Source organism: Paenibacillus sp. OSY-SE (assembly GCF_000283315.1).
Lineage (GTDB): Bacteria > Bacillota > Bacilli > Paenibacillales > Paenibacillaceae > Paenibacillus_B > Paenibacillus_B profundus.
The window spans coordinates 1-22,354 of record NZ_ALKF01000148.1; the positions used below are offsets into that span (position 1 = coordinate 1).

Genomic DNA, 22,354 nt, shown 5'->3' on the forward strand with positions numbered 1-22,354 from the left:
CCTGCCATTACCGAAGACAGAAGTTTCTATCATGATGGATGCGCGCGCATCCCTTGTTCATCTAAACTGATAATGGTCTGACATCGCAAAGGAAAGCGTCAGCACGCCGCCATTTTCCTCCAAATCCGCTCCCTGCTCTCTGGCATTGCAAATAACACTGTATATTGAACTGACACCGATGTATTGCTTATACACCTCATCATCAAATTGATCCGTACGAAAGCCCTCAAACAAAGCATCATAAATTAGATAATAGCTGGCAAGCTGAGTCCGATAAATACTAAAGGACTCCTCGCCCTTAAGCATCGACATTTCCTCGGTATATGTAAGCTTCTCGAAGGCATGCTCTGCACAAATTTCAGGTAAAAAAGAATACAGCTCCTCCGCTAAGTTAGTATCCTGCAAGCGCTCAGCTAATCTCTCCGGAAATTCATCATACCGCTCCTGCGTGTCACACTCCATGAACATGTGAACAGCTGTCCGAGTAGCAGCAGCAATGTGCCCGGCTTCATACGGTATGTACGTTTCCTCAGACTGCTGCAAGAAAATAAATTGCTTTTGTGAGGCAAATTCTTCTACCTGCCACTTGCTTACCATTTCTGCTACAATATTGCCCAGTTCAGGGCTTGGAATATCATTAATGCGGCATTCACCGGTAATATCGTCACCATTTTTCGCGCCATAGATTTTAATATAACAAAGCTTCTGATTGCCAACCCGTTTCGCAATCTCATCCTTGAGCGCTTCCCAATATGGGGTTTCACGCATCTCGTCTGATGACTCGCCCAGACCAACGATATTACTTTTATAAACCTTCCAATTATGTACAGTGTTCCCGTATGTCGTGTGGAGCTGGTCAGGTTCCCTATCTTGCTCCATTGATGCGATACCCTCCATTAACGAAAATGCAAAACCGCCGATTGCCATGCCAAGAGCATTTTTTAAGCTGCTGCCAATGCCTGCCGAGGTTTCGAATATATCGCGATCCCATTTCGGAGAACTCAATTGAAACTGAAGCATAACGGATTGATCTGACCATCTTGCCACATGAGGACGAATCGTGAGCTCCCATTCCGGAATAACAATCCGATCTCCCTCTACGATCTCCTCCGCCTCAAAAATCCCTCTCATCCCGCGGTGCAGCAGGAAATGTGCAGGATCCTCAATTTTCTCATCATCCAAGTCTAACCATTCTTCTCTCTCTTCGCTCATCGCTTGCAGCTCCTCTCTCGATACATGCTGACTTACTACAAAGAATACCACATCTTTAAGCCAATAATCACCCAATGCAGGACAACCCTTTTCCAAGCAACTCACAATTTGGTGTCTTTTACCGATAAATAATAAGGGAACACCATGCTTCTATTAATTCATCATTATGGAGTGGGAAAATGACAAACCATACGACGGAATACTGTGCCGAATGCGGGCACCGAATGGAAGTCGTGCCGGGGTACGTAACCTGGTGCGAGGAATGCAATTGGAACATCGATCCGAATTGGAGGCATATATCTTCGCTCGCCCTCTTTGATCGGATTAACTTCCGCATGGGTATCAAAAAGTCACATCAATTGCTTGAGGAAAATTTGCAAGCCGATCGCATCACGTACCCCTTTACCTGGAGCAAAGCATTCGCCTATCTGTTAGCCGGACTGATCCATGCGGCTACCTTCAGCATACCGATTGTTGCGGTTACTTGGTTTTTTTATAGCAACTCGTTAATGCTGACCCAGCTTGCCTTCGTCCTGTTTCTCCTTTTCATCGTACTCATGCTGCCCTACAGGCGGAAGCTTTCGGGCCAGCCTTTGCGACGGGATGAATATCCTGGACTGTACCGCCTGCTGGATGACATTGCTGCAGCCGTTCAAGCGCCGCCCATCGATGTGATTCGAATGGATAATACATTCAATGCGTATTTTACAATGATCGCCCGACGCAAAACCAAGGTAATCGGGATTGGGGTGCCTTTGTTTTCCGCGTTGAATCTGCCTGAGAAAATCGCTATACTCGCCCACGAAACCGCTCATCATGCACATAAGGATGTTACCCGCACATGGTTTATCGGGTCTGCGATGTATATTATGGCTTCCTGGTACGAGTTTGTGCTTCCATACTGCGAAGAGGACGAAAAGCTCGGACCGCTCTCCACTCCGATTCGTTATGCCCAACTGCAGCTGGCTAATCTCATTTTCATCCTGTATTACTTTCTAGGTGTAGCGGTCTGGGATGAGAGCCAACGAGCCGAGTATTTGGCTGACAGAGTTGCTGGTCAGGTCGCGGGAACAGATGCCATTTGCTCCGCCTTGAGCAAGCTACACTTCGCTCCTGTGTTCTGGTTGACGGCAGAGCGAGTGGCTCGATATCGCTATGCTTCGGATTTGTTCGGGGAATTCCGGCAAAAGATGGAGCACGTACCTGCAAGCGAGCAGAAGCGAATACAACGAATTCGCGATTCCATCGCTGTTCAACTGGACTCCACTCACCCTCCGACCCAGTACAGAATACTCAGTCTGCAGCATCATCAGGTACTGACGCCCCAATATGTGCCTGACAGTCAACTGAAAAGTCAACTGGAGGAAGAGTTCGCGCGATTAGAGAAATTGAGCCAGCGCTATCTGTTGGATGATATTCGGGCGACATTTTGATGAAGCCCCCAAGCTCTTTAAGTCGACATAGACAGAAACGGAAATTCACTCAACAAGCTTACACCGGCTAATGCCGGTGTTTTTGTGTTTAATAGAATGGCTCTGTTAAACTTTAATGTTGATTTACACCGAAATAAAAAATAGGCTTGGTTCTTTTTCAGTAGAACCAAGTCTATTATATTTTAACTACTTCGACTTTCGAATATTTAAGTAAAGCTACCCGTTTGCTTAAGATAAAATTACGTTTCAAAAGAGTAAGCTCTCTCTACTTTAGCAATCCTCACTGAGTAGTTCGTATACCACTCTGCTTTACCTTTTTCTTGTGCAACTTTATGGGCTGAATTTTCTTTCCAATTCTTTATTGCCTCTAAAGAATCCCAATATGAAACTGTAATTCCCAATTCATTGTCACGAGCACTTTCTACACCTAGAAAACCTTTCTGTTGAGAAGCTAATTCTTCCATTTTTTCTGCCATTTTTCCATAACCTTCGTCACCATCAGTTCGCTGTGAAGTAAATATCACGGCATAATAGGGTGGTTGAGGAGTTTTTACAATACCACTCATTTTTAATTCCTCCAATCCGTTTAATTTAAAAAATATATTATAGTTTTTTTAGATACTCTTTTCAATTAAACTGCAGTACAAACAGTAACCTCTTTTGCGTATAATAATTCAGGCTATTATTTGCTCGGTATGATCATTGAGAATATTACCGGCGTGACTTTTGAAAGCTTTGTAAACGACAATATATTAAGACCTCTCGGGATGGAGAACACCGGAATCGACAACAACAAAAAGGTAATCAACAAAATGAGTTCGCCGTATCATTCCAATTGGGAAGATTTCATCCAGTGCGAGTACATGGATATGAGTTCCAGCTTCTCTGCAGGGGCCATGTATTCAAGAGTCGACGTTTTGTACAAATGGGATCAAGCTTTGTACTCTGAAAAATTAGTATCGAAAACGACGATGGATCTTGCCCTTCAATCCAATGTTTTTAATTACGGCTTCCCAGATGACCACACTACCGTAATTATGTTGACGAATTATGATTTTGTTCCCGTGTTCAAACTTACTGAGTCATTAACAGGGATACGGTTTGGGGAGCAAATATCTGTTCCACCTCGTCCGCAATTCTATACTCTCGATGAGAGAATTTATTCTAATTATATGGGGACGTGACGTACGAAGGATACGGCAGTAAAGCCACCGTAGATCGAAATGAGGATCAATTATTTTTTGTCTGGAACGATGAAGCAGTCATCCCCTTCTATCCGATTTCGGAGACTACATTACATCATACTTGGCACGATGTATGAATAGGATAATCAGAACACTGTGCGAAGGGTGTTAGCCACGCTCCATCGTCAATGAATGCGATAAGTTACGCCCTCCGATCCAAGCCGCCGCCCTTCGCGTGTTCCGACTATTCAGATACCATGACTCATAATGACTTTCCCAACGTTCACCTGACTGAAAAAACGGGCTTGTCGGGCACCCCCGACTGTAAGCGGGAAAACTGCCGTTTTCAGGTTCGAGAGAATTCATCGTGCACATCAGCCACAACAACGGCATTCAGTCGCCCGATCAATTGTTGCGCTGCTGATGCTGTAAACCTCAGTATGCCGTCGCTGTCCGCAAGCTGGCCTTGCTGCAATCGAGCATCCAGCCAATCGGTAATAAAAGCTGGCGCATAGCCTCCCGTTCCAAATGCTCCGCCAAAAGCAATCATCTTCTCATATATGGCCAAGTATTGCTCCCGGGTAGTCTTCGGATAGGACTTCGTATACAGCCAAAATTGCAGATCGTACATCAACATCGACCGTTCATCTGCATGAAATGAAAAATGCCCCTTCTCTTCTACGATTTCTGCGCATATCGTCCGGATGACACCTTCTATATGCTCCACTTCAACAACATTGGCGCATAATTCCGACAGCAACGGTGAAAATTGACCGTGAGCTGCTCTCCGCAAGTCCTCCTGCTTGTCCTCCTCGGAAGTATCGAACTCCTCCTCATTCACCAGCCCTTGAATAAAAGCGGCGAAGCTGGGAGCTAGAAACGTAATGGCATAATCTTGTTCCTGATCGACATGCACTACCGCAGGCTCCCCGTCCCTGCCACATGCCCGATAATCGAGCATTACCACATCATGGCCGGCGGAAGGACAGTCGCAAATAACAACGCCGATGTCGGGATAACCCCACTCTTCAATCATGAAGAGGCTGCCGAACTCCCCGCTTAAGGAATACGGCTTCTCGCGTCCAATTCCCATAATCCCTGTAATGGAAATATAATCCTCCGCCCAAGAGGTTGCTTCGTCTGTCGGGAAGCAGGTATTCACCGGAATCCCGCCATTATGTATCTTCATCATCGCAACATAAGACGCCGGCAGCTTGTAGCCGAGTTCCTCCTCGATAGAAGCAATGAGCTCATCTGTCGGCGGTTCGTCAACATATTCCTCTAGTGCGTAGTCAGAATCGTCCCAGAAATGGGTAAAATCGATATTTTCGAGCTGATTCAAGAGCTCTTGGTCCATTATGCCACCTCTATTCATGGGTTCCATCCTCGTCTTCTCTCGAAGATGTCGGAAATTTTCCTTCTATATAATGATTCATCAACCCTCTAACCCAAGGACGGAAGGCATTTCTTTGCACAGCCTCTCCAATCAAACCGAAATCATCTGAAACGTAGCCCGCCAGCTCGGAGTTCTGCGTGATAGCGAAGACTTTCTTAAATACGAATTCCCGCAGACGGTCAATTTCAGAGTCAGGAAACATTTTGACGTCGACTGTTTTTAATAATTCATTGTTCACGGTCCAGTTCTCATCGAATTCACCTGCGTCGCGTCTATCTAACAGATCGTCCCAATCTAAGTTCGATGAAAACACTCTTTCAAAGAAAAGGTCTCCGTGTATTGTGTCTAGTAAATAATCTAGCGACTCCACTTTCATCATAACTCCCTCACTTCGGATCTCAGCATACCTTGTGTTTTTCCGCGATCACAATGGACGGTTCAATTCCAACTGATTCCGTCTGCCAGCCTTGTGCCACTCCTCGTAAATACCGCCAATGTCATGAAATGCCTGTTTGACCATGGTTGTCAGCTCATTAACAATATCCTTGGTGTATGTTAAGCGGGTATTCACATTGTCCACCTTAGATTTGCGCAGCAGCTTCACATGGGCGATTGCGTTCAGAGTCTCTTCCAAAATCCAATAGATCACGTCATCCACATTTTTCGTGGTTTTGCTTATCATCTGCGCGCCTCTTTCATACATAACAAGCTCATAGGCGTGTTCTCCGATCCGCACGCAAGGGCTAAGATCGCCATAATAGTCACGCTGAAAAGGCTGAGTTACCATTTTCTCATAGGAGTCATCGTAAATGGACGTTTGCCGGAGCGTGCGGAAGATCATATTCGTGATTTCCAGTTCAGTATGCATCATAGATAAGCGCTTCCCCCCTTGAGGCCTCGTAAGCTCACCATTGAGCGGTGCGGCAATGATTTTGCAGCAGAAAATGAGCGATCTCCCGGAACCGCTCGGCCGCTTCCTCTTCATAGAAGACCGCAACTTCCCGGCCGTAGGCATAATTCAATCGAATGTAGCCACCCAGTTCCCGTATGAAGACCTTACCTATGTTTTCATTTTCGATCAGCAGATCCGGTTTGAAAAAGTCCCGGCAGCGTTTGCCCAGTTCACGCAAGGTCAGGCTGCTGTCGTTCTCGAGAGTGAACAGAAAAAAGGCATGTTTTTTCGTATCATTCCATGGTTCAAAATAAGCCGGCACAGACTCGTCATCGTCGAACGTCTCTTGATAGATTCGGTCCAACGTGTCCGTATAGGAAGCAGCCCTGGACGGTATGACCCCAATTGTCTCGGAATGTCTCGGCAGCCACACCATCCCCTCTACCTGCGGATGCACAGCAAGAAAATCGCCGTCAATCGTTGTCCCGATGACCACGCATTGGCGAATCTGTTCCTGTGTTATCGGGCTTGTCTCATCATGCTCCCACAGACCATATTCGGCAAACGGCCGCAATACTTCAGGGTCGGGCGCTTGTATATTGAACCAGCCTCTGTACGTGCCTTCGCCGTATTCTTGGAGAAAGCAGCTATAGCCATCGGGAAAAGCAACCCGCATGTCTTGTTCGACTTGACGGATCAAACCGGACGGAACGGGAGTCAACTGTTGAGATATAATATACATGTTCGAACCGCCTTTCTTAGGGAAGTCTCTTGGTCAGAGCAGAGCTTCAACTGGTGATGCCGATATGTATTTTATAATACCAATTCTAGCGTTGTTTTCGAGAGTCCTGCGAACGAAGCTGCTAAAACATTTTGCGAACATTAGTTCCCTACATGCATTTCCATTATACAACAATCATCAAACTATGAAAACAACCAAAGCCATATGAGCCGATTGATGATTATTTGTTGCCATCATTAATGATGAAGGCGTCCCTGTCGAGCTGATTCAAACTACCCTTTCGGATGAAGAACTATGGGGAAGGACAAAAACAGGGCAAGGTTCCCTTTACAGAAAATATTGAAGTTTCGGCACAAAAAAGCTGGTGACTGTTCGTTTACAGCACCAGCTTTCTATGTCGGCAGCAACCCTATCAACATTCAGTTCACGCATCAACCCACTTTCCAATAATAGATTGCGATAATGAGTTGTTAATTGGATTAATTCATCCTTTGTTATCGTTTTTCCATATTCGATTGCCTCTTTATTAAATGCATCAAAATCAAGATGACTAACCGTCATTTGTTTATCATTTGCGATTGGATAGATGGCTTCTTCATAAAAGTATTTATCCCACAGCATAATGTGGCTGACGATGTCATGAATCGTCCATTTTCCTCCATCAATTGGTGTTTGCCATTCCATATTTATAATTTGGAGAACAAAACGGTTCCATTCGTTGAATTTATCAAGTAACTAAGACTTTTCATTCATGATATCTGCCCCCTTAAGACTGAGTTGTGCACTCGCTCTTTCATCTCGTCCAGAAATGACTGTATAAGCTTCGCATGATAAGTGCGAGGCATGGTCCAACACTTTAAAAAATATGGCTTGACACAAAGATAACTTTAAAATATAGTAATCCCATCGGAATTATCATTAACTGACTCGTCAGTTAAGTGAGAGGGGCGATGGAAGCTGGCTGCCGCACCAAAGCAAGATCAGGATCGCCGTCATCAACTGATGAGCGCCGCTCTGAAGTTATTTGCCTGCAAGGGATATCACAGCACTAAAATATCCGATGTGGTCAAAGCCGCAGGAGTGTCGCAAGGAACGTTCTACTGGTATTTTCAAAGCAAAGAACAGCTCGTGCTGGAATTAATCGAAGACGGAAAAGAGAAACTGATTAAGGTGATTGAGCAAGGCTACCGCAAGCACGCAGGCACGGTAGACGATATGGTCAGTTCGTCCGCACGGCTGCTCACGGATTTGTTCACATTCGCCGACCGGGACCGGGATCTGATGGCTTTGCTGCTCATGAAAGGCCAGGGTGCCGACCCTCCAGTGCGGGAAGCTGTCTCGCAAACGTGGATTGCGTTCGAAGGAGCGTTCAAGAACAACATTCAGCGGGCTATGGAGCTAGGGATGCTTCCCCGTACGAATGATCTGTCGCTTCGGGCCAACATTCTTGTCTGTTTAATTACGGGCGTGCTATCCAAATGGTTGTTCGGACCGATGCACGAGGTTGATTTCAAGTCCGTCTATTCCCCATCGGAAATAGCCGAAGAAACCGCTAAGTTCGAATTCCGAGGGTTGCTCGGATAACCCATTTTACTTATATGAAGACCCCATAAGAGGTCGTACAATAATGGAGGCTATCATCATGTCTGTCAAACTGCAAAAATTCGTCAAAGCCGCTTTGCTGCTCACTGTTCTATCTATCGCACTCGCTGCATGCGGAAGCAAGGCGGCCCAAGATGCGAACGCCGCAAACGCGCTCGAGCAAATCAAGAAGGCCGGAAAAATCAGAGTTGGGCTCATGGGCACCTATGCCCCGTACAACTTCCTAAACGACAAGCACGAGGTCGACGGCTTCGATGCGGATGTCGCTAAAGCAGTGGCGAAACGCCTCGGCGTGGAAGTGGAGTTCATCACCGGCGAATTCTCCGGGCTGATCGAAGGACTACAGAAGGATAAATACGATGCGCTTGTAAGCCAAGTAACGATTACGGAGGATCGCAAGCAAAAGATGGATTTCTCGACGCCTTACGTGAAAAACGCCGTGAATGTCCTCGTCAAAAGCGATAATACGACGATCGAGAAACTTGAAGATTTCAAAGACAAAAAGATTGGCGTCGGGCTCGGCACGAACGATGAGAAATATTTGCGTGACGTCGCGATGCCGAAAGTCGGTACGTTCGAAATCGCCACGTATAACGATGTCATCACGTCCCTGCAAGATTTGAACGTCGGCCGCATCGACGCGACCATTAATAACGTATTCGCCATCAAGCCGCTGATCGAGAAAAATCACTTCGACGTCAAGGCGGTCGGAGAGCCGATCAAAGAGGATTTCGCCGGAATCGCGATCCGCAAAAACAATCCGGAGCTGCTCGATGCAATCAATAAAGCGCTCGCCGAGATGAAATCCGACGGAACATTTAAAGAGATTTTCCAAAAATGGTTTGGCGTGGATCCGAACTTTTAATTCATACGAACCGGGAGGGTACAGGAAATGGAACTCGTTACACAAAACTTTCAATTTCTATTGACGGGCGCGTACTACACACTCTTGATCACCATCGTTTCCATGTTCTTCGGACTCCTCATCGGGATGATCGTCGCCATTGCCCGCTTGAAAGGAAATTGGTTCGTCCGTAATTTGGCCAAAGGTTACGTTTCCATCATTCGGGGAACACCGATCCTAGTGCAAATCTTCATTATTTATTACGGACTGCCCGATTTCGGGATTACGCTTGGGCCGCTCACTGCGGCCTTTATTTCACTTAGTATCAACATCAGCGCATACTTGTCCGAAACGTTCCGCGGCGCGATATTATCCGTGTCCAATGGGCAGACGGAAGCCGCTCTATCCCTAGGATTGACGCCGTGGCAGACGATGCGGCGGGTTGTGCTGCCGCAGGCGGCCCGCGTGGCGATTCCGCCGCTCGGCAATACGTTTATCGGAATGCTGAAGGAGACGTCGCTCGTGTCCGTCGTTACCGTGACCGAGCTGCTGCGCTCCGCGCAACTGCTAATTGCGCAATATTATGTCGCCATGCCTTTTTATGTGGCCATTGCGCTCATGTACTGGATTATGAGCGTGTTCTTCTCTTCGATTCTGAACCGTATGGAGACGCGTTTGTCAAAAGCATATTAAGGACGTGTGATTTACATGATTGAGGTAAACAAACTTGGCAAAAGCTTCGGCGATCTGGTCGTGTTCCGCGATATCGATCTGCATATTCGTTCCGGAGAAATCGTGGTCTTGGTCGGACCGAGCGGTTCCGGCAAAAGCACGCTGCTGCGCTGCTTGAACGGTCTGGAGGTGCCTGACGAAGGATCGATCCGGGTGGGCGATGCAACTTGGAACGCCTCGATGGACGCATCGGCTAAGAAGGAAGCGGTACGGCACATTCGGACGTTAACCGGCATGGTGTTCCAGTCGTTTAATTTGTTTCCGCATATGACCGCCTTGGAGAACGTCATTATGGCCCCCACGATTGTAAAAAAGAGGAGCAAAGCACAGGCCGTCGAAACCGGAGAGTCTCTGCTCGCCAAAGTGGGACTGTTAAACAAAAAGAATGAATATCCTTCCCGGCTGTCCGGCGGCCAGCAGCAGCGGGTAGCCATTGCCCGGGCTCTCGCCATGCAGCCGCAAATCATGCTGTTCGACGAGCCAACATCCGCACTGGATCCCGAATTGACGGGAGAAGTGCTGTCGGTCATGAAGCAGCTTGCCACGGAAGGTATGACGATGATCGTCGTCACCCACGAGATGAAGTTTGCGCGGGAAGTGGCGAATCGGATTATTTTTATGAGCGACGGAAAAATCCAGGAAGAAGGTTCGCCTGACCAATTTTTCGTTCAGCCGCAGACGGAGCGGGCTCGCAAGTTTTTGCGGCAGCTCGCGAGCGAACCGGAAACGGAATAACGAGAAAGATTCGAAGGAGTTGACAGTGTGGTTCACGGCAAAGCAGAGCATTTGAAGAATGTCGCGGAACGGGCGCGAGCGATCATGGAGAAGGAAAATGTAGAAGCTCTTGTGGCATCGAGCTGCGAAAATTTCTACTACTTGTCCGGCCACCCCAGCACGTTCATGTATACATTGCGCATGAGCGAAGTTGCGCTGGCTGTTATGTTTCGCGATCCGACCCGCCGGACAGTCATCATTATGAATGAGTTTGAGGCCGCGGGCGTACCGGAAGATTTGCCCCAATGCGAGCTTCGAACGTATCCGACCTGGGTCGACGTAGACGATCCGCTTGGGCTGCGGGGCGCCAAGTACGAGGGGCGGCGGCCTGTAAACCATCAAGTGCAGGAGATGTTCGGGCTCCTGCGGCAGGTGCTGGCTGAAAACGGAATTAGCAGCGGCAAGGCAGCTGTGGAGATGAGCTCCATGCGATATCCTGCCGTGAATGCGTTACGCGAAGCTGTACCGGATCTTGATCTGACGGAAGCGAGCGCGATACTGACCGAGCTGCGCGCACGCAAGACGCATTGGGAAATCGAGCAACTGCGCAAGAGCTGCGCTTACGCCGAAATTGGCATCACCGAATCGGTAAAGGGAATCCGGACTGGCAGCTCGGCCTCCGAGATTGCCGACCATTTCCGGCTCGCTTTGCTAACCCATGCGGACGGATCGTCATCCCGCTTCCACATGATTTCCGTCGGCGCGCATTTCGCCCCTGCGCATATTTTCGATACGCATTCGGGACAGCCGGGCGACTTGATCAAATTCGATGTCGGTGTCGATGTGGCCGGTTACGGTTCGGATATTGCCCGCACCTTCGTGCTCGGCTCTCCTTCGGACACGGTGAAGCGCATATACGGCGCGTTGCGGGCCGGACACGATCGGCTGCTGGAGCTAATCGAGCCAGGCCTGCCAATGAAGCGCGCGTTCGACGAAGTGATGCCTTTGATCCGCCGCTCAGGTCTCCCGAATTACAACCGGGGCCATCTGGGGCACAGCGCAGGACTGAGCCTCGCGGCTGAGGAAGCCCCGTTCCTGAGTCCTTCGGAGAATACCGTCTTTCTCCCGGACATGGTCATCTGTCTGGAGACGCCGTACTACGGCCACGGTATTGGCTCGATCATGATCGAGGACATGGTGCTGGTCACGAACAACGGCTGCGAGCGGCTGAACAAGCTGTCCCGGGATCTGATCTCGCTGTAGCTCCCCTGCTATGCTGCCAATAATGTCTGTTGAAAAAGGTCAGAAAGACGGCAAAGCGCTGTCCTTCTGACCTTTTTGGGAGCCTCTCAACCTCCATTAGCTGAAGATTAGTAGATTTCGATTTCCGGATATCCGTTAGCGACATAATTGGCTCGTGAATTGCGAAACTTCATCTGCAAGCCAAAAGTCTTGGTAATATCACGGAGCGGATAATAGGTTTGACTATCCCACGTAATTATTTTACTTTTGTCCAAAGCAAGCTCTTTCTGATTGAACGATAGCGTTGTCACTCCGTTCTTCGACGTTACCGTACCTGACAATGTCTTCATTAACGCCCGCACCGGCACATATTCCTGACTGTTCTTACTGACAAAGGTTCCTTGTCCCGTATACTGGACAAATTGGTCCTTGTACTTGATCGCAATCGGATCTTCCTCAACCATCAAGGAATCTGGAAACGAGGAATATGTCCAGTTGGAGCTTGTGCCGCTGTTCGATTCCCGAACGTAGACTCCATTTTTCAATCTGGCTTGGTCCACTCTGCCAGTTCCGGGATGACTTCTTCCTTGGTTGCCATCCTTCCCGTCGTATAGTCGACGGTAGTCGTCTTGGCCTTGAATGTGTACCCCTCATCATTAAAGGAATAAGCAATGTCTAAGTAATGCTTCTGTACATCGAACCCACTGGCATCTGCTGAAGATGAAATGGGAATGAACAGCAAAACTAATAGCAAGCCTGCAATGAAAGAACGATGTCGGATGGATATCCTCTCCTTTTTTCCTGACTACTATCTAACCGTGTCAACCGTACCCATTATCCGCTACGATAAGCCGATACTCCATGCAACAATTCCCATATCCTCTTATTCATAACAAAATGGAACGATTTATTTGTGCTGAGTATCCATTCGATATTCATCAATAAAATAAAAAGCGACCTCTCTCTTGAACATCTCAGAGATTTGGCCGCTTCTTGACTTACGGAGATATCACCTTAGGGAATTCATCGGGCAGCATGCCGCTCGTCATCATGTCATTATAATTCCATTTGTCCTCCAAAAAATGAACGTTGCCGTTTTTTACTGCAGGGAGTGATTTCCACAATGGAGACTTCACCAATTCGTCAAATGACTTCTTTGCCTCTTTATCGCCTGTGTACAGTACAAAAAGCTGGTCTCCGATCAGTGTTTCGTGTATGGCTTCCTCAGCCACCTCAATATAGGGACCGCTATTAGGCTCTAATGTCTTCACCTTCGCATCCATCGCGAACCCAGCAGGCTGATAAAGCAGTTCAGCAAGTCCACCTGTCTTCATCACATACATCGAGCGATTCCAGAAATACTGAAGTACAACGGCCGTCTCACCAGCAGCTAACTTACCGCTGTCCCGCAAATTGTTCCACATCGCTTCAGCCTTGTGATTGTAGTTCGCTAGCAGTTGTTCTGCTTCCGCTTTCTTCCCTACTATATCCGCAATGATGGGGAAGCGTTCCTTCATAGGCAAAGCCCCGTCGAACACGACGACCGGAGAAATCTTGGATGCTTCCTCATATTCCTTGTCTAAAATATAGGATAGCATGGTCAAGTCTGGATCCAGGGAAAGAACGGTATCCATATTCGTTGGATAGCCGATATCCTTCGCTGGTATATGCTCCTTATCCTTGTATACCGAACCTTCAATAAACCGACGATCAATCCCGACCGGTTGTATGCCAAGTGCCAGCAAATCGCCGATCGGATTGCCTTGCAATACGATAATGATTCTCACATACATCCATACTATATCGCTTAGGACTTCGCTTCACAATGGGGGTTCTGAACCTGCTGAATGGACGCTCCGGAACCTTTTTCATATTCAACATAGAATCCCTATATTTTCCTGGGGATAGCCCCGCATGCTTCTTGAAAATCCGGATGAAGTAATACAAGTCTGTGTATCCAACTCGTTCCGCAATTTCCTGCAGCGTCGCATTCGTATTCAGCAGCAGATTCTGCGCATGTTCCATCCTAACCTGAATCAAGTAAGCGATTGGGCTTTGTCCCATTTGGCGTTTAAATTTTCTAGAAAAATAATGAACGTTGTAGTTCAACGCTTGAGCAATCGAATCCAGTGATAACGATTCAGGGTACTTATCATGTATATAACGTATAGCTTGTGTGATCAGATCCGGCTTCACGGTTGTAATGCCGTGCCTATCCATTTGCCATAGCAGCTCGTACACGAATTGGAGGAATAACGTGCGAACATGCAGTTGCTCCAGTGCGCTTCCCTGCTTCCATTCCTGATTCATCAGACTGATCGAATCGTACAAGGCAAGAGGATACTGAGGTGGGAACTCATATTGGATATCAAATGGCCTCTCATTCTCCAGCAGCTGTACAATGTCGCGTCCGCCAATCACAGGAACCATTGCTTTGTATAGAATTAAGTAATATTCAAAGTTCTCTCCGGCGGCAATATCCACACATGTCCCCTTGCCTCCATGAAAGACATGAAAGTGCTCCGTCATATGTACAACATCATCTAGCCATACTTGCGCGCTTCCTTTCGTCGCATACAAGAAAGCACTCGCCGGCAGGCGATAGGACAGCAGCTGCTCCCCAAGTTCCATCATGACATGGCGGACGTCAAGCACATGAATCGACGCGAGGTTCCATAGCCATATATGTTCATTGACGTTCAACGCATCATCTCCTCTCTCGCATCCAAATTTCAATTCTCCATGCATTCTTCTCCTGCGATATGCCAGCAATGCGTGAAGGGCACCTGCGCAAGACAGATGCCCTACTCTCGATATCCGATTGTTATTTAGCCTTAGCAGCTTCCAGCAAACTGTTCACGATGTAATCTAGCTGCTTATCTAGTGAATAAATGTCATTATAGTAGGACAGTCCGAAGCTTATGTCGATAAGTCGGCCTTCCTTCACAGCCGGTATGCTGTTCCAAATTTTATTGTCGGAAAGATCCTCCATTCCTTCATACGCGGAGCGGAATATGTAATCTCCGGAAAATCCATGCAATACTTCCATAGAGGCAGGAAGCAGTGTCGCTGGTTTCTCACCGTTCTTGTCTATTTCCTTCTGAACAATTGCCGGAGCCTTCATCCCTAAGTATTCATATATTATCTGTGATCCACGACCATATTGCTTGCTGGAGATGACACCCATGTTGCCCTCGCCACCTTCCATAATGGATACCGTCTTGTCCAATATGCCAGCTTCCTTCAGCTTCTGCTTACTCTGTACCACCTTTGCGTAGAAGTTGTCCAGCAAAGCCTGTGACTGCCCGCCTTCCTTGCCCAAGGCTTCTCCGAGCTTCTTCAAGCGTTCTTCTAAAGACATTTGCTCATAGGGCAAATAAACCGTAGGCGCAATCTGATTGAGCATTGCATAGGTTTCTTCGGAAGGAACGATAATTAAGTCTGGGTTAAGCGCAAGCACTGCCTCGGGACTTGGCTGGAACCATTCACCCAGTGATTGAATGCCTGCCAATTCACTTTCAAATGCTGCCCCTTTATACACGTCTGAGATACCCACAGGATCCACGCCAAAAGCAAGCACATCACCAAGCAAATATAAGACGACAACCCGCTTCGGATTAACCGGCACTTCTACATCGCCTTTGACGGTGGACACAATTTTGGTTTTGGGCTGTTCTGCTGTCCCTGTTGATTGCTTGTTATCTGCGTTGCCGGCAACTGGTGTTTCCGAAGTGTGATTCGATGCTGCTTGTGTGGACTGTGCGCTTCCGTTCAAGGATGTGCTCCCTGTCGTTCCTGTCGAGCAAGCGCTAAGCAATAGAGTAAGGCAGAGCAATAGAGTGACCGCCACAGAAGATGTTCGACTGTCATGCATAGATAGGTTTCCCCCCGATTTATAGTGATAATGATTCTCATATTCACTATAATAGCGGCTTGTCTGCTGCACAATGTCATATCGAGCCACAGCAGATGGCACATTCGGACATGACTTTCCTCTGTTCTCCGTGCGATAACGGATTGGCGCGACTCCCACGTGTTTTTTGAACATTTTCGCAAAATAATAGCTGTCTGAATACCCGACACTCTCTGCGATCTCCTGCAAGTTCGCTCCTGTTGAAAGGAGCAGTTCCCTCGCCTTGTCCATGCGAATCTGAATGACGTAATCCACGGGGCTGCTGCCAGTATGCTGCTTGAACAACCTGGATAGATGGCGCGGACTGCTGTCCAGCATTGCTGCAAGCTTCTCCATCGTAATGAGGTCAGCATAATGCCTATGCACATATTGGATTGCTTGTGCCACCACATCAGCCTTTCGTGTCGGTATATGCTGGCTGTGAATTTGCCATAGCAGCTCGTATACAAATTGATGGAACAGCGCCTTCACGTGGAACTGTTCCAGCTCCCCGTTCTCCTCCCACTCCTTATGCATGAGCTGTACACTGCGCAGCAATGAAATAGGATGACCCGGCGCAAATCCATACTGGATAAGAAATGGATTGCTTCGCTCCAGCATCTTGCCGAATCTCTGGTGGACACGAGGCGAAATTGACGCTTTATAGTATAGAAGATAGTATTCGAAAGCCTCTTCCGTCGGAAAAATGTCTACGCAGCAGCCTTTTCCGCCATGTACGATATAAAATGGGTTGGCCTGGTGCATCACGTCATCCAACTGTATGTTCGCGCTGCCGTTCACGGTATAAAAGAAACTGCTGGCTGGCAATGGATATGAGCGAAGTTCCTCGTTGGCTCTCATTGTGATATGACGAATATCCATCACCTTAATGGATGCCTGATTCCACAGTACAAGCTGTTCGCGTAACCGCATTATGTTCAATCAACTCCTCGGCAGTCTTGATCCGCCTGTACATCAATGGTCAACCATTTTTATTATAGTTGATAATAGTTATCATTTTCAATAAATATCGGCGCTATCTCCCGCGCATCATCATTGGGCCGGGCATCGCTCAGCACCAATCCAGCAACTTCATCATAATACGTATGGGCGAACAATCGAGCGTCTCACTCACGATCTTGCTTGGCATGCGGCGTTCGTCCCTTTCTGTGCGTTGTACGAATCAGAAAGGCTAACCCTGCGTCATTGTTCATAACGTGCGGATTAGCCTCTCATGGTCGTATTATTTTATTTTACGAACTGAACGTCGTAACCTTTCGCTTTTAACTGATCGATAATCATATCTTTGATAACGAAGTGCCCTGCTCCGACGACAACAAAGTGGGTGGAAGAACCTTCTTTATCCAATAGTTCCATCAGCTTCTTCGTCATATTTTTGTCCCGTTCCCCGAACAATCTTTGGGCTGAATCGCTCTTCACCATTTCCTCCGAACCCGTGAAGGATTGAGTGAATTGGTCCAGTTCAGCTTTGGTCCATAGCTGCTGCCATTGCTTAAACTGCTCAAGCGCATCATCAGGCTTTCCTGTCGGCGTCAGGATTTGATCCAACGCTTCGTTTAATTCTTTTTCTTGCACTGTAACCGGCACATTGTTGAAGAGGTCAGCTTGGAACTTGAGTCCTTCTAACTCATGAATCGGCTTTCCAGTTAACAATGCCGAACTCGTAAAGTACATATCGACGCCTAATGCTGCTGCCTGAGCCATTTCTTCAGAAGAACCTGTCATATTGGACAGCACGAGATTGTTCGAGATTGCCCAAGGCTTGAAAGCGTCAAAGGTATCCTTAGGCAATTTCAGTTGCTCCAGAACCTTATGCAGCTTTTCGTACGTTTCTTTAGAGACATGATCTTTCAATGCCGTGCCGTCGCTGTACGCCATCGACTCAAGAAAATACACCATATCTTTGTTGCCTTGCAAATTCACTTCTACCCATAATGTATCGGACTGTTGAAATGCGTCTCTTACATTTTTTTGCATGGGATACATGTCAGGAATACCCAAGTGAATCGAACCTAACAGGTAGAGCGTATTTTGCCCTTTCGTTGCTTTCCAGAGAAGCCCCTTCGCTCCGCCTCCCACAGCGTCATACGTGTATTCAACAAGACGACTTGCGATTACAGCCGCTTGCTCCACCGTGCTCGGCTTATCAAGCTCAAGCCCTTTGTCCGTTCCGTTGACAATGCCTTTCTTCTGCAAGAACGTGATTGGCTCGTACTTATCAATTTCTAGCGATTCAGGCAATTCATACTGGGCCAACACGCCGTACACAGCATGCACTACCGTTTCTCTCGTAATTTCCTTTGTTCCAGTCGGAACAAAGGCTTTCCCTTTTTTCTTTAATTCGAGCGCATCCAATTTGGCTGAAGTCGCTTCGATCAGATATTGAAACTTATCTTGCGTGATCGGCTGTTTAAAAGTACCGTCATAGTACCACGCAAGCGGAAAAATGCCGTACTTCTCCCCTTCGTTCAGAACTTTAACCGACCATGAACTGATTTGTGGAACGGCCGCAGGTCCTTCGTTCGCTTGCGCCGGTATGACGAATCCGAGCATGGCGATCAAGACTGCCAAACCGCTGGCCACGCGGCGCTTAAACATATTCCATTTGCTAGTCTTCACCCATATTCCCCTCTCAACAGGATTTATGTACAAATAAGCCCCAACGATTATATCTTATTCAGCTTATAAAAGGAAGATTATCCTGAAATCCTTGCAGAAATAAATCCATCGCACTTGCCCATTCCGGACAGCCACCGTAGCGATGCCCCCCATGCTGGGCGCACATAAAAGGTGAATCAGGGCATCCCTGACTCACCTTCTGGTCATTGGCGGCAAGCTGCACGTTGCTTCATGCAGCCTAACCATCCTCTAGTCTTCTATCAGCTGATCTTGTATGTAACCGTGAAGTAATTCATCGTATACGAAGATGAGGCGGCAAATTGAATATAAAGATAGCCGTCTTCTGTCGCAGTGAAAATTCTTCCTACGTTGCTATTGAAAAAAGCGCCGAGATGATAGCTTGAATCATACACCGAATAGTAGGAGTAGCTGCCTTGAGCATAAATAGTTAGTTGCTGGCCTTTCTTCAGATAGACCCCTTCCCATGGACTGAGTTCATTCGGCCGCAGCGAATAGTACTTGATGAATTGCTGTCCTTCTTGAACCACGGGTTCGGCAGAGACAACAGGAACAGGGGCAGGAGAAGCATACGACGGCGAAGCCGCAGCGAGAGCGGCCAACACTGACAGGGAGATCAGAAACTTCTTCACTTTGTATCACTCCTTAAATATTTGTAATTGATGAAATATATGGATATTTCATGTTCTTTAATATAGCAAAAATATAATATATTGTAAATCTTTAATTTTATTTTTTATAGGTTTATAGACGGAATTCGCCTCGTCTGACAAGTCCCTCAATAGAATCAATATAAAAAGAGCGGCACTCCATAGGTCATTCAGACCTGTTGGAACGAGCCGCGGCGCTCGCAGCTAGCCCGACGGGTGAATGTGCGTCGCAATCCGCCCAACCGCTCAGGAGTAGAATAAATAACGCTGCACGTTGCAGGGTTGTTATAGAATTCTTCATCCTCATACATCGCCTCGACCGCATAAAAGAAAGTAAGCAGGCCTTCCGGGGGAGTTGCCTTGGCCAACGGACGATGGATCGAGGCTGCTCAATCCGGCCACCTCGTCATGTTCAGCGCACCACAACTGATCGTGGACGAGATCAACCGCATGATCGACTGAGCCGATGCCGGTGGCCGCATGATTTCCATATATAAAACGGCAGCCCAGGAGCTGATCCTGGGCTTGTGGAGGCGGACTATGACAGGCATGTGTCATGATCCCTCATAAAGACGGCAACGTCCTGAACATTGCCTAAGATGGATCCGACTCGGCCATTGCAATGGCTAGCTCGGTGCTTTTTCTTTTCCAGCCACAGAGAGGCCGGTAGCGATGAAGCGGCGATCGTACGAATAGACCATATGCTCCTCCAGCCGCTCGCCTGCCAGCTGCTTGCGTACCAGTTCCCTTCCCCGCTCCGGAGTCATCTCCTTATACCAGACCCCTTCCGGATAGGCGATGACGACACAGGCGTCCGTACAGCGGCCATTGCAGCGGGTGCGTGTCGTATGAATCTGTTGTTTCGCTCCAAGCGCCGCGATTTCATCCCGGATCGCTTGCGTCACTTCATCGGCCTGCTGCTTCATGCAGCTGCCGCCGTTGCATATCAGCAGATGATGGCGGGTCTCCTCCAAATTCCATGTTGCCATGAATTTTCTCCTTCCCCCTGCTGCTTTTTATGGCTGCACTTTATCCGGATACAAGCCGGCAGCGAGCGTCTGTAAAGCTATCGGCGCGCGAATGCCCTCCGCAGCCGCCGAGAGCGGCAGCACGATAAATCGCTTGTCTTTAATCGCCTTCACATCGGCAAGCGGCGCTTTGTTCAAGAGCAACTCTTGCTTCTGTTCGGCCGTCGTCTCGCCATAATCGACAATGACAATGACATCCGGGTCGCGGTTCACCACTTCCTCCCAACTGACCTCGGCCCATCCTTTATCGATATCGTCGAAAATGTTTTTACCGCCAACCTTGGCAATCAAGCTGGTCAAATACGTATTGGCTGCCGTAAACGCCTTGTCTTCCCCGCTATCGAAAACGAATACGTTAAGCGGCTCGCTCACGCTGCCGATTTGCGCCTGGATGTCTTCCAGCTTCTTGCGGATGTCGTTCACGACCGCTTCGGCTTTGTCTTCCACACGGAAGATGCGCCCGATACTCAAGATGTCCTGATACACATCCTCCAGCGTCGGCGCTGCCTTGTTAGATGATTCCTGCACATAAGTCAGCACGCCCTGATCGGCAAGATCCGCCCGCGAGCCAAGCGCTTTCTCTCCAAATGCGCTCTTCCATCCCGCATAGGCGAAATCGGGAGATACCGACAAGAACACTTCTTTCGATGGATATTTGTCCGCGAGAACCGGAATCTTGTCGTATTTCTCCTTGAATTCGGGCAGGATGCTGTCGTCGAGATAAGCCGTTCCTACCATCGATTCTTCCAGACCGAGCGCCAGCATCACTTCGGTCGCATGCTGGTTCAGCGTGACTACCCGCTTCGGCGCGTCCGGGAAGCTCAGCTTCTCCCCCATATTTTCAAGCTCGACCGGTCTGCTCTCGGACACTTGCGTCGCCGGCTGCTGAGCTTGCGCCTGGCGCTTCGCATCTGGCTGTTCCGGACTGCCGCATGCCGACAGCAGTACGAGCATCATGGTCATCCCTAGCAGTAGAAACCTATTGGTGAACGTTCTCCGATTCATACAATCTTTCCTCCGTCTATTCGTTCGTCATCTGTCATTTCTTCCGGGCAATCAACGTCATCGTTGCCGAGGCATCGGGCGATAGATCCGGCATCACGCCGCCTAGCGGATATCCGCCGTCCACCCATGCATTCTCACGATGCGGATGCACACACTTCCCTGCCGCGATCGCCTCCTCTATCGTCTCTCCGGCATCCGGCTCGATCCCTCTATCGTTGACTCCCGGTGGAAGCGCTGTTCGCCACGGCGTGGACAAGCCGTAATTCTGGATGATCCGGGTCACTTCAAATCCTTCCGAAGCGAGCAGCAGTACGGCTTCTTTGGGCGTCATCAGCGCATATTCGCGTTCAACCAAGTACCGGGATTCCATGGCACCGTCGATATAAGTCTCGTAAGCGATGGCGCAATGAAAGATCTGCCGGGACAATGAGGTTGCCCCGTCGATCCGGCGATGAACGAGCTTATGCGGCTGCACGCGCTTGCGCTCCAGCGTCTGCCAAGCGGCGCCGCCTGGAGGCAGGAGCAGATCTACGGCGATCCAGCCTCCTGCCTGCAACCAACGATGAATATTGCGCAGTAGAGCAATATGCTCCTCCATCTGCGTAAAATGCTGCAATAACCCGTCCGGGCACAGTACATGGGTATAGGTGCCGGCAGCGCGAAACGTGAGAACGTCCTCTTCCACCAGTTGCAGCCGCTGCTCCGCTTCCTCTTTGAACATGCGCTTGCGCTTTGAATCCGCAGCCTTAATCATCAGGGGACTCCAATCGATGCCGCAGTAGCAGGCAGCCCGGCCGGCCAGCTCTACCGCCAGGCGTCCGGTGCCGACGCCAAGCTCCAGCACGCTCGGCGGTTCTGCCGCTTGCTCCAGCCAATGTCTGTAGAACGCAATCCCCGCTTTCCCGGCGAACTGGTCATAATATTCTGCCTCCTGCCCCTCGTACTTCGGACTCGGCTGCCATTCATGCCGTATGCCCTGCATACCGCAGCGGGAGCATAGCGTACCGGCCAAGTCCTCGAGCGGGATGCCTGCAGGGACGCCGTTGCGCGTATCGCCATACCACTCGTCATACATGAATTGGCAGTAGCTGCATCGGGTCATCGCCATCGGCTTCGCCTCCCTTCCTT

Annotated in this window: 22 protein-coding genes and 2 pseudogenes; 7 read left to right on the plus strand and 17 right to left on the minus strand. The window is 48.6% G+C overall.

The window, feature by feature from the left end:
• Positions 1 to 57 precede the first annotated feature (57 nt).
• Entirely contained in the window at positions 58 to 1,212 is a 1,155-nt protein-coding gene (locus tag A372_RS0104520) for a DUF6348 family protein (RefSeq protein ID WP_026010900.1), read from the minus strand.
• Positions 1,213 to 1,391: 179 nt separating this feature from the next.
• Here A372_RS0104520 and A372_RS0104525 point away from each other — a divergent pair, with 179 nt between their 5' ends.
• Entirely contained in the window at positions 1,392 to 2,645 is a 1,254-nt protein-coding gene (locus A372_RS0104525; protein ID WP_019419655.1) for a M48 family metallopeptidase, read from the plus strand.
• Between the two features lie 239 nt (positions 2,646 to 2,884).
• Here the strand turns inward: A372_RS0104525 and A372_RS0104530 are convergent, their stop codons facing one another.
• Positions 2,885 to 3,211: an antibiotic biosynthesis monooxygenase family protein gene (locus tag A372_RS0104530; protein ID WP_019419656.1), complete on the minus strand. Its 327-nt coding sequence runs from the start codon at positions 3,209 to 3,211 to the stop codon at positions 2,885 to 2,887.
• Between the two features lie 99 nt (positions 3,212 to 3,310).
• On the opposite strand from A372_RS0104530, the pseudogene A372_RS39480 reads away from it, so the two are divergent.
• Positions 3,311 to 3,829: pseudogene (locus A372_RS39480) on the plus strand (serine hydrolase domain-containing protein); the annotation flags it as partial.
• A 346-nt stretch (positions 3,830 to 4,175) separates the two neighbouring features.
• On the opposite strand, the pseudogene A372_RS0104540 reads toward A372_RS39480, so the two are convergent.
• The 5 genes and pseudogenes from A372_RS0104540 to A372_RS35300 form a co-directional block, all read right to left on the minus strand.
• A pseudogene (locus A372_RS0104540) lies at positions 4,176 to 5,141 on the minus strand (SMI1/KNR4 family protein); the annotation flags it as partial.
• 55 nt (positions 5,142 to 5,196) lie between these two features.
• Complete coding sequence (locus A372_RS0104545; protein ID WP_157259436.1) at positions 5,197 to 5,604, minus strand: hypothetical protein; 408 nt, start codon at positions 5,602 to 5,604, stop codon at positions 5,197 to 5,199.
• A gap of 45 nt (positions 5,605 to 5,649) precedes the next feature.
• Positions 5,650 to 6,096: an Imm63 family immunity protein gene (locus tag A372_RS0104550; protein ID WP_019419660.1), complete on the minus strand. Its 447-nt coding sequence runs from the start codon at positions 6,094 to 6,096 to the stop codon at positions 5,650 to 5,652.
• Between the two features lie 34 nt (positions 6,097 to 6,130).
• A complete protein-coding gene (locus A372_RS0104555) occupies positions 6,131 to 6,859 on the minus strand; it encodes a hypothetical protein (RefSeq protein WP_019419661.1) in 729 nt (242 codons plus the stop codon).
• Between the two features lie 327 nt (positions 6,860 to 7,186).
• A complete protein-coding gene (locus A372_RS35300) occupies positions 7,187 to 7,543 on the minus strand; it encodes a hypothetical protein (protein ID WP_157259437.1) in 357 nt (118 codons plus the stop codon).
• A 318-nt stretch (positions 7,544 to 7,861) separates the two neighbouring features.
• On the opposite strand from A372_RS35300, the gene A372_RS0104565 reads away from it, so the two are divergent.
• Genes A372_RS0104565 through A372_RS0104585 form a run of 5 tightly spaced genes read left to right on the plus strand, consistent with a single transcriptional unit; the run spans position 7,862 to position 12,014 of the window.
• Positions 7,862 to 8,443, plus strand: a complete 582-nt coding sequence (locus tag A372_RS0104565; RefSeq protein ID WP_019419663.1) for a TetR/AcrR family transcriptional regulator — start codon at positions 7,862 to 7,864, stop codon at positions 8,441 to 8,443.
• A gap of 58 nt (positions 8,444 to 8,501) precedes the next feature.
• On the plus strand, positions 8,502 to 9,326 hold the full coding sequence (locus A372_RS0104570; RefSeq protein WP_026010902.1) for a transporter substrate-binding domain-containing protein: 825 nt from the start codon (positions 8,502 to 8,504) through the stop codon (positions 9,324 to 9,326).
• Between the two features lie 27 nt (positions 9,327 to 9,353).
• Entirely contained in the window at positions 9,354 to 9,998 is a 645-nt protein-coding gene (locus A372_RS0104575; RefSeq protein ID WP_019419665.1) for an amino acid ABC transporter permease, read from the plus strand.
• 15 nt (positions 9,999 to 10,013) lie between these two features.
• The gene (locus A372_RS0104580) at positions 10,014 to 10,772 is read left to right on the plus strand and encodes an amino acid ABC transporter ATP-binding protein (protein ID WP_019419666.1); all 759 of its coding nucleotides are present in this window, start codon (positions 10,014 to 10,016) and stop codon (positions 10,770 to 10,772) included.
• A gap of 27 nt (positions 10,773 to 10,799) precedes the next feature.
• Positions 10,800 to 12,014: a M24 family metallopeptidase gene (locus A372_RS0104585; protein WP_019419667.1), complete on the plus strand. Its 1,215-nt coding sequence runs from the start codon at positions 10,800 to 10,802 to the stop codon at positions 12,012 to 12,014.
• Positions 12,015 to 12,121: 107 nt separating this feature from the next.
• On the opposite strand, the gene A372_RS0104590 is transcribed toward A372_RS0104585, so the two are convergent.
• The 10 genes from A372_RS0104590 to A372_RS0104650 form a co-directional block, all read right to left on the minus strand.
• Positions 12,122 to 12,553 (minus strand): hypothetical protein, encoded by a 432-nt coding sequence (locus A372_RS0104590; RefSeq protein ID WP_036703316.1) that lies wholly within the window; start codon positions 12,551 to 12,553, stop codon positions 12,122 to 12,124.
• Positions 12,535 to 12,747, minus strand: a complete 213-nt coding sequence (locus A372_RS0104595) for a hypothetical protein (protein ID WP_019419669.1) — start codon at positions 12,745 to 12,747, stop codon at positions 12,535 to 12,537. Before A372_RS0104595 ends, A372_RS0104590 begins: the two co-directional genes overlap by 19 nt.
• 244 nt (positions 12,748 to 12,991) lie before the next feature.
• Positions 12,992 to 13,780 carry an ABC transporter substrate-binding protein gene (locus A372_RS0104600; RefSeq protein ID WP_192813587.1) on the minus strand — a complete coding sequence of 263 codons (789 nt, stop codon included), beginning with the start codon at positions 13,778 to 13,780 and terminating at the stop codon, positions 12,992 to 12,994.
• Positions 13,704 to 14,696, minus strand: coding sequence for a helix-turn-helix transcriptional regulator (locus A372_RS33255; protein WP_157259438.1), 993 nt, complete (start codon positions 14,694 to 14,696; stop codon positions 13,704 to 13,706). Before A372_RS33255 ends, A372_RS0104600 begins: the two co-directional genes overlap by 77 nt.
• 121 nt (positions 14,697 to 14,817) lie before the next feature.
• Positions 14,818 to 16,818, minus strand: a complete 2,001-nt coding sequence (locus A372_RS0104610; RefSeq protein ID WP_019419672.1) for an AraC family transcriptional regulator — start codon at positions 16,816 to 16,818, stop codon at positions 14,818 to 14,820.
• A gap of 315 nt (positions 16,819 to 17,133) precedes the next feature.
• A complete protein-coding gene (locus A372_RS0104620) occupies positions 17,134 to 18,525 on the minus strand; it encodes a TraB/GumN family protein (RefSeq protein ID WP_019419674.1) in 1,392 nt (463 codons plus the stop codon).
• Between the two features lie 260 nt (positions 18,526 to 18,785).
• Positions 18,786 to 19,175, minus strand: coding sequence for a hypothetical protein (locus A372_RS0104625; RefSeq protein ID WP_019419675.1), 390 nt, complete (start codon positions 19,173 to 19,175; stop codon positions 18,786 to 18,788).
• A gap of 644 nt (positions 19,176 to 19,819) precedes the next feature.
• Entirely contained in the window at positions 19,820 to 20,182 is a 363-nt protein-coding gene (locus A372_RS0104640) for a (2Fe-2S) ferredoxin domain-containing protein (RefSeq protein WP_019419678.1), read from the minus strand.
• Between the two features lie 27 nt (positions 20,183 to 20,209).
• Positions 20,210 to 21,226, minus strand: coding sequence for an ABC transporter substrate-binding protein (locus A372_RS0104645; protein WP_026010904.1), 1,017 nt, complete (start codon positions 21,224 to 21,226; stop codon positions 20,210 to 20,212).
• 34 nt (positions 21,227 to 21,260) lie between these two features.
• Positions 21,261 to 22,334 carry a methyltransferase domain-containing protein gene (locus A372_RS0104650; protein WP_019419680.1) on the minus strand — a complete coding sequence of 358 codons (1,074 nt, stop codon included), beginning with the start codon at positions 22,332 to 22,334 and terminating at the stop codon, positions 21,261 to 21,263.
• Between the last annotated feature and the right edge of the window lie 20 nt (positions 22,335 to 22,354).

Coding starts and splice junctions, on each gene's coding strand:
- A372_RS0104520 (WP_026010900.1), bottom strand. CDS start 1,212: ATGAGCGAAGAGAGAGAAGAATGGTTAGACTTGGATGATGAGAAAATT.
- A372_RS0104525 (WP_019419655.1), top strand. CDS start 1,392: ATGACAAACCATACGACGGAATACTGTGCCGAATGCGGGCACCGAATG.
- A372_RS0104530 (WP_019419656.1), bottom strand. CDS start 3,211: ATGAGTGGTATTGTAAAAACTCCTCAACCACCCTATTATGCCGTGATA.
- A372_RS0104545 (WP_157259436.1), bottom strand. CDS start 5,604: ATGATGAAAGTGGAGTCGCTAGATTATTTACTAGACACAATACACGGA.
- A372_RS0104550 (WP_019419660.1), bottom strand. CDS start 6,096: ATGATGCATACTGAACTGGAAATCACGAATATGATCTTCCGCACGCTC.
- A372_RS0104555 (WP_019419661.1), bottom strand. CDS start 6,859: ATGTATATTATATCTCAACAGTTGACTCCCGTTCCGTCCGGTTTGATC.
- A372_RS35300 (WP_157259437.1), bottom strand. CDS start 7,543: ATGGAATGGCAAACACCAATTGATGGAGGAAAATGGACGATTCATGAC.
- A372_RS0104565 (WP_019419663.1), top strand. CDS start 7,862: ATGAGCGCCGCTCTGAAGTTATTTGCCTGCAAGGGATATCACAGCACT.
- A372_RS0104570 (WP_026010902.1), top strand. CDS start 8,502: ATGTCTGTCAAACTGCAAAAATTCGTCAAAGCCGCTTTGCTGCTCACT.
- A372_RS0104575 (WP_019419665.1), top strand. CDS start 9,354: ATGGAACTCGTTACACAAAACTTTCAATTTCTATTGACGGGCGCGTAC.
- A372_RS0104580 (WP_019419666.1), top strand. CDS start 10,014: ATGATTGAGGTAAACAAACTTGGCAAAAGCTTCGGCGATCTGGTCGTG.
- A372_RS0104610 (WP_019419672.1), bottom strand. CDS start 16,818: ATGCGGTTACGCGAACAGCTTGTACTGTGGAATCAGGCATCCATTAAG.
- A372_RS0104640 (WP_019419678.1), bottom strand. CDS start 20,182: ATGGCAACATGGAATTTGGAGGAGACCCGCCATCATCTGCTGATATGC.
- A372_RS0104645 (WP_026010904.1), bottom strand. CDS start 21,226: ATGAATCGGAGAACGTTCACCAATAGGTTTCTACTGCTAGGGATGACC.
- A372_RS0104650 (WP_019419680.1), bottom strand. CDS start 22,334: ATGGCGATGACCCGATGCAGCTACTGCCAATTCATGTATGACGAGTGG.